Below are 12704 nucleotides of genomic sequence, written 5' to 3'. Positions count from 1 at the left end.
GTGCGCGCGGTATCGTATCAACAATCAGACATTGCTGCCGGAGGGCGTGTAGGCCCAGGGCTGCGGCGGCGTGGGAGCGGGCTGGGGAGCCTTTTCGCCGGCGGCCTTGTGGATTTCGGTGACGAGGGCCGGATCTAGGCGCAGCTTGGCAGCGAGCGCTTCGAGATAGGCCTGCTCGGCCGGGGTGTCGGCGGTGATGGCGACGAGGGAAGCGGCGTAGATTTCAGCCGCATGCTCAGGCGTATCGGCGCGCGAGACGACGGCATTGATGTCGAGCGGGGTCGAGAGCTCGTCAAAAACCCAGGCCTTTTCCTCGGCGGACAGCGGCATGGTTTTCAGGCGCTCGAAAATCGCATCCTTTTCCTCGGCGTCGATGCGACCGTCCGCCTTGGCTGCCGATATCATGGCGCGCACGAGGGATTTGCCAAGGTCTTCCGCGGCCGCCTCGTTACCGGGGGCCGGAATGAAGGCGTCTTCGCGCGGGGCGGGGGACTGCGCCGCGCCGGCCTGCTTTTCCTGATAGGACTGCCAGGCCTTGTAGGCGAGACCGCCCACGGCGGCCACGGCGCCGAGCTTGGCGGCATTGCCCAATAGCTTGGTCGGCTTGCCGCCCGAAAGCAGCAGGCCGGCGGCGAGGCCAGCAGCACCGGTCATTGCCGTCCGCTGCGTATTCGGATCGGTTTGAATGGCCTTGATGATCTGGTCGATATTGAACATGGGCGCTCCCTTTCTGGATTCTCGTTGAGATGGGGATTCGACACGCAAGTCGCAAGCGGTCAGACGAACGCAGATGTGCGGCAAAAAGACAAAAAGAAGCCCCGGCTACAGGAACCGGGGCCCGGTAAGCCTCGATGGGAGGGGTCGAGGCTCTAGGGATTGGAAATGTTAGGCGCCGGGAGTGGCGGCCGGTTCAGCGGCCGGAGCCGGAGTGGCTTCCGGAGTTGCTGCCGGGGCTTCAGCCGGAGCGGGAGCCGCTTCCGGGGTAGCAGCAGGAGCTGCGTCAGTTGCGGGGGCCGGGGCTTCGGTCATCGGAGCCACTTCAGGCGTAGCAGCCGGAGCTTCAGTCATCGGGGCCGGAGCCGTAGCCGGGGATTCCACGGCCGGAGCGCTGTTCACGTCAACCGAGGTGGACGGGCCCGAATTGGCCGAAAACACCAGGTAGCCGATTGCCAGCAGAGCGAGGGCGACGATGATGCCCACGAACCAGCCGGTTCCATTGCTTTCACGGGTATAGACCGTGCGGTTGCCGTCGTTGGTATAGATAGTATCACGTTCTGGGGTAGCCATTGGATGCTCCTTAGCAAGTGAATTCTGGCTAAAGAACGCTACCCCTCCGAAGTCGGTTCCCTATTTCGTGATCACAACGCCAAATCAATTGTGGCGCTAAAAAGATCCATTGCTATCAGACGGATATACTGTCCGCTCAGAGGTCGGGACCTTTGCCTTTATCGCCCTTCTTCGAAATCTTGTCGATCAGAGCGAGGAAAAGTGCGGACAAAATGAAGGTCACATGCAGGACCGTGTACCAGAAAATGTGCTCGTTGGTGTACTGCGGCACGTTCAGGAAAATCTGCAGCAGGTGGATCGAGGAGATGGCGACGATGGTCGAGGCCACCTTGATCTTGAGCGAGCCGGCATCGATCTGGCCGAGCCAGTGAACGTCGCCTTCATTGTCGAAGCGCGAGACGAAGTTTTCGTAGCCCGAGATGATGACCATGACGACGAGGCTGGCGATCAGCGCGGCGTCGATCAGGCCGAGGATTTTCAGGATGGTCTCGGTTTCGTCCATGCCGAAAAGGTGGCTGGCGAAGTTCCAGAGCTTGTAGCCGAACGAGACGGCATAGAGCGCGAGCGCCAGTCCGAGGCCGATGTAAAACACCACCAGCAGCCACCGCGAGGCGAGGATGATGCTTTCGACGAAGACTTCGAGACGTTTCATGGCGGGCTCCAGCGGGACCGCGCACGGATAGCAATTCTATATTTGCTGGCAAGGGACGCGCTGACGCAGGGGCAAGAAAAAGGGGCCGGACGTGTGTCCGGCCCCTTCTTTTCGGTGGATCGCCAAGTTTAGCCGTTGTTGGCCACGGTGATCAGCGGCGTGATGCGACGGATGGTGACGCGACGGTTTTCGCGTTCGCCCAATTCCGTGCGGATCTTGAGGTAGCGCTCGCCATAACCCTGGGTGGCGAGGTTTTCCGGCGGCACGCCATAGAAGTCCGTGAGAATACGGGCGACGGTGGCGGCACGCAGGTCCGACAGACGCAGGTTGGAGATGTCCGAGCCGACGGCGTCGGTATGGCCTTCGATGAGGAAGGTTTCCGCCGGGTTGGCCTGGAGCAGCTGCAACATGGCATTGGCAACGCCCGAGAGGGCGCCCACCTGGTCGCGATTGATGGTCGCGGCGCCGGTGTCGAAGGTCAGATTGCCAACCTCGAGACGACGGACCGAGTCACGAACGCGAGCCGAACGCTTGACCTCGTCGATCGAGTAGACGCGGGCGACCTGTTCGACCGGCGGCTGTGCGAAGAAGTTCCCGACTTCGTTTTCATCAGCAAACGAGGCGTCGAGGACGTAGTCGCGCACCGGGATGTTGAGGCGGAGCGGCGGCAGGTCCTGGCCCGGGTCGCGCCAGACGAGCAGGTCTTCGTCATAACGATCGTCGAAGTAGGCGAGGACGATTTCACGGCCATCGGGCGTGATGCGCGAACGGCGGAGGATATCGCCATTGCGGTTACGCACGGTGATGACCTGGCTGCCGTCGGGACGTTCAACCACTTCACGCACGCGACCGCCCGGCAGGTTTTCGTAATAAACCTCGTCCTGCTGCGGATTGTAGAAGCGGTCCGTGTCCTGGCCGATGGAATTGACCACGAGCTGGGTGCCGACCTGCAGGATCACCTGGGTGATGATGTCGCCGGCCGTCGCTTCACGTACCGGCACCTGCTCGACAACGGTGACGTTGTTCTGCTGGCCGATATTGTTCTGCGTGTTGTTGGTCGTGTTGTTCGTCACGTTATTGGTGACGTTGGTGATATTCGTGATGTTGTTGATGTAGTTGTTGACGACAGTCTGGTTGACGGTCGTGTTTTCGGTCGCCGTGACGGCCGTACCGGCTTCGGCGGCGACGGGGGTGATCGGCGCGGCTGCGAAGGCGCGCATTTCCTCGGACTGGGCGTCAGCGTCGGATTCCGGCGGCGGCGCGAGCGGGGCTTCGGCAACGGGCGGTGCTACCGGTGCCTGACCATCGACCACTGGCGTTTCGAGCTGAATGTCCTTGGCGCTGTCGAGCACCGGAGCGATCTGCTCCTGCGTGACGCCAGCGGGCAAGTCCTCGACGATTTCAGCAGGCTGACCGTCAACGGTGACCGGGGCCTCGGCCGGCGGCGCGTTGGGATCGACGGTGGCAGGCTGTTCAGCCGGCGGCGTTTCGACCGCGGGCTGCTCGACAGGGGCTGCGGGCTGCTCAACCGGGGCTGGCTCAACGGCCGGGATCGGCGCGAGGGTCAAGCCAAGCGGGGCAAGGCAGCTCTCGACGTCGGGCATGCCGGCATTGGAGCAGATGGCGTTGATTTCGGCGAGAGCCGCATCGATGCGGGCCTGGGCAGAGGCGTCGCCTGCGGCCAGTTCTGCAACTGCAGCATTGTAGGCATCAACCTGGGCAACGAGCGCCGAAGCGAGATCGGTCGGGGCCGGCTGCTGCTCGACGGCAGGTGCAGGTTCAGGGGCCGGCTCGGGCGTTGCTTCAACGGCAGGAGCTGGTTCGGGAGCGGGCGCAGGCTGTTGTTCGGCAGCGGGTGCTGGTGCCGGCTCAGGAGCAGGTTCCGGAGTGGCTTCGACGGCGGGAGCAGGTTCGGGCTGGGGTTCGACCTGAACTTCGACGGCAGGCTCCGGCTGGGGCTCTGGCTGCGGTTCGGGGGCAGCTTCAACCGGGGCTGGCGCCTCGACGGGGGCCGGCTCGGGTGCAACTTCGACAGGGGCGGGCTCTTCAACGGGAGCCGCTTCCACGGGGGCAGGTTCTTCCACCGGGGCCGGCTCTTCTACCGGGGCGGGTTCGGGCTGCGGTTCGGGGGCAGGCGCCGGCGCAGGCGCATTGCCGGTGGCGGCAGCGATACATTCGTCGATGCTTGCATAGCCAGAGACGATGCAGAGTTCCGTAAGAACGCCGCGCGCAGCTTCGATAGCTGCGGCATCGCCCGAGGCTTCGGCGGCGGCATAGGCCTGGTAGGCTGCAACCAAGTCGCCATCCTGGGCGCGCACGGTCAGTGGCAGCAGTGCCATGAGCCCGACACTCGTGCCGGTCAAAAGCCAGTTTCTAAGGCGCATTGTTCTTCTTCCTTTATGTCGAGTGACATTTGAGACAAGCATCGCGGCGCCATCCTGAACACAGTCTGAATGGTCGGACTAGCCTTCGACGTGATGCTGTTCCCCCGCAAAGCCCGCAACGCCTGGGTTTGGCGTTGGTTCCCCCGGACTGATGGCTGGAGGGTGACCAAGGGAACATGGCGCCAGTGGGGCAAAGTGGACGGTTTGGGCCGGCGTTGCGCTGGTTCCACAGGCAAGGGCGTGCTAGGCCCGAGCCATGCAGCAGGCCGTCCACAGCATCAGCATTCCCACCAAGGGCCAGGGACTTTACGAGTTCACCGACGTGCTGGACCGCTTTATAGCGGAATCGGGGATCGCTACCGGGCTTCTGACCGTTTTCGTGCGCCACACATCCTGTTCGCTGCTCATACAGGAAAATGCCGATCCGGATGTGCAAACCGACCTACTGGGCTTTTTCAGGCGCCTGGCGCCGGAGGGTATGGACTGGCTGGTGCACACAACCGAAGGGCCGGATGACATGCCGGCGCATATCAAGTCGGCCCTGACCCAAACCTCCATTTCCGTTCCTGTTGTCGGTGGGCAAACAGTGCTTGGGACCTGGCAGGGCATCTATCTTTTCGAGCACCGTCGCCGCCCGCATCAGCGGAACGTGGTGCTGCATATCATCGGGGAATGAACATGGATTGGGCTGACATCATCGGCTACTGGCCGTTTGTGCTCGGCATGCTGGCCACGGGCGTGGTTTCGGGCGTGGCGGCGGGGCTGCTGGGCATTGGCGGCGGCGCGGTGATCGTGCCGGCGCTCAGCACGGCGCTGCTGTGGATGGGGTTCGACTCCGAGGTGGTGCAGCATGTGGCCGTGGGTACATCGCTGGCGATTATCATTCCAACCGGGATCATGAGTGCACGTGCGCATCACAAGCGTGGGGCGCTCGATATGGACGTGTTCAAGCTCTGGGCGCCGTTCATCGTGGCGGGGACGTTTATCGGCGGGCTGATGGCCGGCTGGTATTCAGGCGACGTGCTGCGCATTGTCTTTGCCGTCATGGCCTTCGTGATTGCCGCCAATATCGTCTTCTCGTTCCAGACCAAGCTCATGGGGCATCTCCATGGCTCGAAGCCGACGCATCGCGCTGCGGCGTTCGTGGTCGGCTATCTCTCTTCGCTGATGGGGATTGGTGGCGGCTCGCTGACGGTGCCGACGCTGGTGGCATTTGGCCAGACCATGCACAAGGCGGTAGGTACCTCCGCGGCGATCGGCGTCGCGATCGCGCTTTCGGGCACGCTGGGCTTTCTTATCTCGGGCTGGGGCGTGAGCGATCTGCCGCCGCTGAGCGTTGGCTACATTAATATCGTGGCGCTGGTGCTGGTGGGCGCGATGGCGGCGGTTTGCGCGCCATTTGGCGCGGCTTTGGCGCATCGCCTGGACCAGAAGACGCTCAAATACGTCTTCGCTGCCTTCCTCGTGGCCGTGGGCCTCAACATGCTCTGGAAGGTTGTCGCCGGCTAAGCAGCAGAAAGGGCTGGTGGGGGCGGGTGACTACGGTGGTCCGCCCCCACCGTCCAAGCCCCCCTCAACAGGGGGAACCCGGAAATCTGGATGCCACCCGCCTAGGAAGGCCTGAACCGATGGCTCCGGTTCAGGCTGGACGTGTGTCATGAAGGTGGCCGGTTCAAGGCCACCGAAGCGAATTAGTTCGCCTTGTTGTCCAGTTCCCACTGAACATTGACGCCGATCGAGAAGGTCATTTCGCCAGCTTCGACCGGAACAGGTGCCGCCGAAGCTACATCAGCGCGGGCATACATCGGCATCGGGATCGGGCTGTTGATGTTCTGGCTTTCCGAGATGGCTTCGAGTTCGCCCAGCGTCGCATCGGCGGCGGTCGCATAGAGTTCGGCCTTGCTGCGAGCGTCAGCAAAGGCGGCCTTGCGGGCTTCGTTATAGAGTTCGGTCGGATCGGACACGGAGAAGCTGACGCCGTTGATGGTGTTGGCGCCGACGTTCACCGACTTGTCGAGAATGGAGCCGAGCTCTTCGAGATCGCGGACGGCGATGGTCACCGTGTTGGACACCTGGTAGCCGTTGATCTTGGGCGGCAGGGTATAGCCGTTTTCGTCGCGGGCGTCGGAATAGACATAGTTCGGATTGACCGAGAAGCCCGAGGTCTGGATGTCGCGCGCTTCAATGCCGGTTTCCTTGAGGGCGGCGATGAGCTCGGCCATGGCAGCGGTGTTGGCGTCGAGGGCCTCGCGGGCGGTGGCGCCCTGGGTGGTGACGCCGGAATTGATCAGCGCCATATCCGGTGCAGCCCGGACTTCGCCGCGGCCTTCGATGGTGATCGTGCCGGCGAGCGCAGGAACAGCGGCAGCAAGAAGGGCGAGGGGGGCGAGGGCAATCGCGAGACGCATGGCAAACTCCGTATGTGTGTTTGGTGAGGCATTTCATACCCCAGCCAATGCGTCAGTATTGCGGCGCACATGAACGCCAGTTGAACGAGCTGTTTATGTTTCTGTCGATGCTTGGAATTCGCCGGGATTTGCGGGGAAAGAAGATTGGCATTTAACGGCTCTTGGCATTGGCAATAAGTATGACTATTTGAATGACAGGCTTGCGCCGTGCGGTTGCGCTGGGGTAGTCACAGCTAACATTTTAGTTGGGGGAGCCAGCATGGTCGCGAACGTCATTCCCGAGGGTATTTTGCTTGGTCGCGCCCGCGTGCCTGGCCATGCCGAACCGCGCATCGTCACCGTGCGCGATGGGCGGCTTGTCGATATCACCACCAAGGGTTTTGCTACGGTGCGCGACATTGCCGAAAGCGGCAAGGCGGCGGCGCATGTGAAGGCGACCGAAGGCGTGGTACTTGGCGATGCGGCGGCGGCGGTTGCCAATTCCGTTGCTGGTCAGACCAGCGAAAATTTGCCCGTTCTCCTCTCTCCCATCGATCTGCAGGCCATCAAGGCCTCCGGCGTAACCTTCGTCGTTTCGCTGCTCGAGAGAGTAATCGAAGAACAGGCACGCGGGGATAAGTCTCGTGCGGACGCGTTGCGCAGCGAAATTCTGGAGCTGATCGGTACAGATCTTTCCCAGCTCGTGCCTGGCTCCGAGCCGGCAATGAAGGTCAAGGCGGCGCTGATCGAAAAGGGCGTGTGGAGCCAGTATCTCGAAGTCGGGATCGGGCCGGACGCTGAAATTTTCACCAAGAGCCAGGTGATGAGCTCGGTGGGTTATGGTGCCGAAGTCGGGCTGCACCCGATTTCGAGCTGGAATAATCCCGAGCCGGAAGTGGCGCTGCTGGTGACCAGCAAGGGCGAAATCATCGGCGCGACGCTGGGCAATGACGTCAACCTGCGCGACGTCGAAGGGCGTTCGGCGCTGCTGCTTGGCAAGGCCAAGGACAACAATGCTTCGGCTTCGCTGGGGCCGTTCATCCGGCTGTTCGACGGCGATTTCACGCTCGATACCGTGAAGAATTCCGAGATTGCGTTGCGAGTCGAGGGTACCGACGGCTTCGTGCTCGAAGGCGCTTCGAACATGGCGCAGATTTCGCGTACGCCGGAATCCCTGGTTGCCGCGACCATTGGTGGCCATCATCAATATCCGGACGGGCTGGTGCTTTACCTCGGCACCATGTTCGCGCCGGTGAAGGATCGCGACGGCGCAGGCAAGGGCTTCACCCACAAGCTCGGCGACACTGTCTCCATTTCGACGCCGTCGCTCGGTACGCTGACCAACACCGTCAATCTCTCGACCAAGTGTCCGCCCTGGACCTATGGTTCCAGCCACCTGCTGCGGGATCTTGCCCGCGCTGATCTTCTCTAGCCTGCGGATCTCCTCCCCCACGGGCGACGCACGACATTTTTGAAAGGCTTCGACATGAGCGAATTGCACAAGAACCTGATCAACGGCGAATGGATCGGTTCCGACGGCGTTGAGAACATCAACCCGTCCAATCTCAACGAAGTGGTCGGCGTCTATGCCCGCGCCACCGTTGAAGAAACCAAGCAGGCGATTGCCGCAGCTAAGGCCGCGTTCCCGGCCTGGTCGCGTTCGGGCATCCTTGAGCGCCATGCGATCCTGCGCAAGACCGCCGACGAAATCCTCGCGCGCAAGCAGGAACTGGGCGAGCTGCTGAGCCGCGAAGAGGGCAAGACGCTGCCGGAAGGCATCGGCGAAGTGACCCGCGCCGGCCAGATTTTTGATTTCTTTGCCGGTGAAGTGCTGCGCCTTTCGGGCGAAGTGCTGCCGTCGGTGCGTCCGGGCGTTGGCGTTGAAATCACCCGCGAGCCGCTGGGTGTCATCGGCATCATCACGCCGTGGAATTTCCCGATTGCCATTCCGTCCTGGAAGATTGCCCCGGCGCTGGCCTATGGCAATACCGTGGTGATCAAGCCCGCCGATCTCGTGCCGGGTTCGACTTGGGCGATCGTTGATATTCTGGTACGCGCGGGCCTCCCCAAGGGCGTGCTGAACCTGGTCATGGGCAAGGGTTCGGTCGTTGGCCAGACCATGCTCGACAGCAAGGACGTCAATGCCATTTCGTTCACGGGTTCCGTGGGTACTGGCAAGCGCGTGGCGGCGGCTTCGATCGAGCATAACCGCAAGTTCCAGCTCGAAATGGGCGGCAAGAATCCGACCATCGTGCTCGATGACGCCGATCTCAAGGTTGCCGTGGAAACCGTTGCGCAGTCGGCGTTCTTCTCGACTGGTCAGCGCTGCACCGCGGCTTCGCGCGTGATCGTGACGGAAGGCATCCATGATGCGTTCGTCGAGGCTCTGGCTGAGCGCACCCGCAATCTGCGCGTCGGCGATGCCCTTGATAAGAATACTGAAATTGGCCCGGTGGTCGATCCGAGCCAGCTCAAGCAGGACACCGATTACATCGAAATCGGCAGGCAAGAAGGCGCCAAGCTGGTGGCTGGTGGCGAGCGCGTGAAGGCGGCGACGGAAGGCTACTTCCTGCAGCCGACGCTGTTTACCGAAGCGACCAATTCCATGCGTATCGCCCGCGAAGAAATCTTCGGGCCGGTGGCTGCGGTCATTAAGGTGAAGGATTACGAAGAGGCGCTAGCGACTTCGAACAACACGGAATTCGGCCTGTCGGCTGGTATCGTGACGACCTCGCTGAAGTATGCGACGCACTTCAAGCGCAATTCGGAAGCGGGCATGGTCATGGTCAATGTGCCGACTGCCGGCGTTGATTTCCATGTGCCGTTTGGTGGCCGCAAGGGCTCGAGCTATGGCCCGCGCGAGCAGGGTCGCTATGCTTCGGAGTTCTTCACCATTGTGAAGACGGCTTACACCGCTGCCGGCTAAGACGGCGCGAAAATCGAGTTAGCAACGGGGCCCAATGGGCCCCGTTTTCGTTAGCAGACTGTTACCGTTTGCGCTGTGTGAGCCACATGCCGGCGAGGATCAGGACAACGCCAAGGGCGGCGGCCCAGATTGTCACGGGTGCGCCGCGCAGGAGATCGAAGATCACTCCGAACACCATCTGGCCGGCGATCACGAGCAGGGTCGAATTGACGGCGCCGATGCGGGTGATGAGCCAGGAGCCGGAGGCGACGAAGACGACGCCGATGGCGCCGCCGGTGTAAATCCACCAGGGCATTTCGGCGATGTTGGCGGGGATGAGGCCGCCGAGGACGAGGCCGACGACCGTGAGGAAGACGAAGCCGACGAAGTGGTTCCAGAAGGAGGAGATCAGCGGCGTCGTCGACATCGAGAGCCGGCCGTTGACCTGGCGGCTGAGGATGACGAGGAGACCGGCGGCGAAGGCGGCGAGAATGGGGATGATCATGCTGCGCCAAGCCCGAAGAGGATGATGAGGAGACTGCCGGCAGCGATGAGGATGACCGCGCCCGCATCGCGCAGGTCGAGGCGGCGCTTGGGCAGGCCGAGGAGGCCCCAGAAATCGGCGGCAAGGCTGAGGACGACCTGACCGGCGAGGCCAAGGGCGAGGGTACCGGCGAGCGCGAGGGGCGAATTGACCGATGTGGAGGTCAACATGACCGTGGCGGCGCCGCAGATGCCACCGAGATAGGCCCAGAGCGGGGCCTTGCCGATTTTCGTCGTGGCTTCAGCGGCCGCGGCGCGCTGGCCGCGCCAGGCGACGGCGAGGAAGACAATAGCCACCACAGTGCCGACGCCGTGCGCCAGCCAGGAGGAGAACATGGCGCCGCCGAAGCGGCCGGCTTCGCCGTTGACGAAAATCGCCAGGGTGAGGAGGCCGCCGCTGGCAAAGGCCGCGAGCAGATGCAGCGGGTTGGTCCGCTGGGTTGGGGGAGAGGTCATGGTGCGATTCGAATAGGAGGAGGGTGGGGAGAGTTTAGGGAGGAGCGGGCCGGAAACAAAGGGATTCGGCGCGAGTGGCATCGGTCGTTTGGGGTGAGCTTTTTTGGGGGAGGAGGAGAGGGGGAGGAGAGAAGGAGGATAGAAGGAGGAGAGAAGGAGGAGGAGAGAAGGAGGAGGCGGGGGAGGAGGTATGGTGGTGGTGGTGTGGGTGGTCGCTGACCGCCAGGCATGGTTTGCCCTGTTGCACGTTCACCGCCATTCGAGCTTAGCTCTCATGGCCTTCACAGCTCAAATCGCGCCGCTGGCATCATTTGAGCTGTGGGACGCTTTACCGCCATTCGGGCGCAGCCCTCGTGGCCTTCTCACCAAAAATCGCTCCACTGGAGCGATTTTGCCTGCGGCACGGTTCGAAGCTTGCCACCTGTCTCTGACTCGCCCATGACAGGGGCAGGAGTTGAATCACATGTCTGAGCGCGCATCCATTCTGGCGCCATTCCGTCACGAGACTTTTCGTACTCTGTGGCTGGCGACCCTGTTCTCCAATCTCGGGGGATTGGTACAGGCGGTCGGCGCGGGCTGGATGATGACGACGCTGACCACGTCGCACAATATGGTCGCGCTGGTGCAGGCGTCGAACACGCTGCCGATCATGGTGTTCTCCATCGCGGCCGGGGCGCTGGCGGATAATTTTGACCGGCGCAGCGTGATGCTGGTGGCGCAGAGCTGCATGGCCGTGGTGTCGTTGTTGCTGGCGGTGACGGCCTGGTTCGGGCTGCTCAATCCCTGGCTGTTGCTGACATTTACATTTCTCATTGGCTGCGGCACGGCGCTGTTCAATCCGTCCTGGCAGGCATCGATGGGCGATATCGTGCCGCGCGAGGACCTGCCGGGTGCGGTGACGCTCAATGCCATGGGTTTTAACATGATGCGCAGCGTCGGCCCGGCCGTCGGTGGCATGATCGTGGCTTTTGCCGGGGCGAGTGCGGCCTTTGCCGTGAACGCGGTGTCCTATCTGGCGTTGATTGGGGCGCTTTGGCGGTGGAAGCCGCAGAGGGTCAAGGCGCGGCTGCCGCGCGAGCACCTGGGCAGCGCCATGTGGGCCGGCGTGCGCTATGTGTCGCTGTCCCCGAACCTGCTGTCGGTGCTGTTCCGCGGCTTTCTGTTCGGCTTTGCTGCCATCGTCATCATGGCGCTGCTGCCTTCGGTGGCTGAGGAATATGTGGGCGGTGGCGCGCTGGTCTATGGCACGCTGCTGGGTTGTTTCGGGCTCGGGGCCATTGCCGGTGCGGTTCTCAATGGGCGAGTGCGGCAGCGGTTTTCCAATGAGGCCATTGTACGCATTGCCTGTCTTGGCTTTGCGCTGAGCTGTCTGGGGCTGGCGTTCAGCCGTGATCCGTTGTTGAGCCACTTTGTGCTGTTGCCAGCGGGGGCCTGCTGGGTGCTGTCGCTCTCGCTGTTCAATGTGTCGATCCAGCTTTCTGCACCGCGCTGGGTGGTGGGGCGGGCGCTGTCGCTCTATCAGACGGCGACCTTTGGTGGCATGGCCGGGGGGAGCTGGGTCTGGGGCATGACGGCTGACGCGGCCGATCCGCAATGGGCGCTGGTGCTGGCGGCGGGCGTGCTGGTGCTTTGTCTGCTGGTGGGGTTGAGGCTGCCGCTGCCGCAGTTCAATGAGCGTGATCTAAATCCGCTCGATACGTTCAACGAGCCGCTGCTGAAACTCGACCTGATGCCGCGCAGCGGACCGATCATGATCATGATCGACTACCAGATCGCGCAGGAGGATATTCCGCGCTTCCTGGCACTGATGAGCGAGCGGCGGCGTATCCGCATTCGCGATGGCGCAAGGCAGTGGGGACTGCTGCGCGACCTCGAAAAGCCCTACATCTGGGTGGAGAGCTATCATGTGCCGACCTGGGTCGACTATGTCCGGCACAATCTTCGGCGCACCAAGGCGGATGCGGATAATACCGAGCAATTGCGGGCGCTGCATCGCGGACCGGGCATGCCGGTGGTGCACCGGATGATCGAGCGGCAGACCGTGCCACTCGATGATACGACGCCGCTGCGCGACAGCCCGGAGGTGTAGC

At 62.6% G+C, this 12704-nt stretch carries 12 protein-coding genes; 5 read left to right on the top strand and 7 right to left on the bottom strand.

The window, feature by feature from the left end:
* Positions 1-24: 24 nt before the first annotated feature.
* The 4 genes from ACSQ2A_RS12010 to ACSQ2A_RS11995 all read right to left on the bottom strand — a co-directional run bounded on the left by ACSQ2A_RS12010 (position 25) and on the right by ACSQ2A_RS11995 (position 4323).
* A complete protein-coding gene (locus ACSQ2A_RS12010) occupies positions 25-717 on the bottom strand; it encodes a tellurite resistance TerB family protein (RefSeq protein WP_436072430.1) in 693 nt (230 codons plus the stop codon).
* Between the two features lie 168 nt (positions 718-885).
* Positions 886-1287: a hypothetical protein gene (locus ACSQ2A_RS12005; RefSeq protein WP_295412404.1), complete on the bottom strand. Its 402-nt coding sequence runs from the start codon at positions 1285-1287 to the stop codon at positions 886-888.
* 136 nt (positions 1288-1423) lie between these two features.
* A complete protein-coding gene (locus ACSQ2A_RS12000) occupies positions 1424-1939 on the bottom strand; it encodes a TIGR00645 family protein (RefSeq protein WP_436072429.1) in 516 nt (171 codons plus the stop codon).
* 128 nt (positions 1940-2067) lie between these two features.
* On the bottom strand, positions 2068-4323 hold the full coding sequence (locus ACSQ2A_RS11995; protein ID WP_436072428.1) for an OmpA family protein: 2256 nt from the start codon (positions 4321-4323) through the stop codon (positions 2068-2070).
* 256 nt (positions 4324-4579) lie between these two features.
* Between ACSQ2A_RS11995 and ACSQ2A_RS11990 the strand changes: the two genes are divergently transcribed.
* Together ACSQ2A_RS11990 and ACSQ2A_RS11985 are read left to right on the top strand one after the other, a co-directional pair.
* Positions 4580-4999, top strand: a complete 420-nt coding sequence (locus ACSQ2A_RS11990) for a secondary thiamine-phosphate synthase enzyme YjbQ (protein WP_295412399.1) — start codon at positions 4580-4582, stop codon at positions 4997-4999.
* Positions 5000-5001: 2 nt separating this feature from the next.
* Complete coding sequence (locus ACSQ2A_RS11985; RefSeq protein ID WP_436072427.1) at positions 5002-5832, top strand: sulfite exporter TauE/SafE family protein; 831 nt, start codon at positions 5002-5004, stop codon at positions 5830-5832.
* Positions 5833-6014: 182 nt separating this feature from the next.
* Here the strand turns inward: ACSQ2A_RS11985 and ACSQ2A_RS11980 are convergent, their stop codons facing one another.
* Positions 6015-6731, bottom strand: coding sequence for an SIMPL domain-containing protein (locus ACSQ2A_RS11980; protein WP_436072426.1), 717 nt, complete (start codon positions 6729-6731; stop codon positions 6015-6017).
* Between the two features lie 259 nt (positions 6732-6990).
* Between ACSQ2A_RS11980 and ACSQ2A_RS11975 the strand changes: the two genes are divergently transcribed.
* The gene (locus ACSQ2A_RS11975) at positions 6991-8142 is read left to right on the top strand and encodes a fumarylacetoacetate hydrolase family protein (protein ID WP_436072425.1); all 1152 of its coding nucleotides are present in this window, start codon (positions 6991-6993) and stop codon (positions 8140-8142) included.
* A gap of 54 nt (positions 8143-8196) precedes the next feature.
* Positions 8197-9636 carry an aldehyde dehydrogenase family protein gene (locus ACSQ2A_RS11970; protein WP_436072424.1) on the top strand — a complete coding sequence of 480 codons (1440 nt, stop codon included), beginning with the start codon at positions 8197-8199 and terminating at the stop codon, positions 9634-9636.
* Positions 9637-9697: 61 nt separating this feature from the next.
* Here ACSQ2A_RS11970 and ACSQ2A_RS11965 read toward each other — a convergent pair whose 3' ends face one another.
* Positions 9698-10120, bottom strand: coding sequence for a DMT family transporter (locus ACSQ2A_RS11965; RefSeq protein ID WP_295412392.1), 423 nt, complete (start codon positions 10118-10120; stop codon positions 9698-9700).
* Positions 10117-10614 (bottom strand): DMT family transporter, encoded by a 498-nt coding sequence (locus ACSQ2A_RS11960; protein ID WP_295412391.1) that lies wholly within the window; start codon positions 10612-10614, stop codon positions 10117-10119. The genes ACSQ2A_RS11965 and ACSQ2A_RS11960 overlap by 4 nt, the downstream gene beginning before the upstream one ends.
* Before the next feature lie 463 nt (positions 10615-11077).
* Here ACSQ2A_RS11960 and ACSQ2A_RS11955 point away from each other — a divergent pair, with 463 nt between their 5' ends.
* Positions 11078-12703 (top strand): MFS transporter, encoded by a 1626-nt coding sequence (locus ACSQ2A_RS11955; RefSeq protein ID WP_295412389.1) that lies wholly within the window; start codon positions 11078-11080, stop codon positions 12701-12703.
* Position 12704: the final 1 nt, after the last annotated feature.

This window comes from Devosia sp. LjRoot3 (assembly GCF_964252865.1).
In the GTDB taxonomy this organism is placed as follows: Bacteria; Pseudomonadota; Alphaproteobacteria; order Rhizobiales; family Devosiaceae; genus Devosia.
This window is presented reverse-complemented; position numbering and strand designations above follow the sequence as displayed.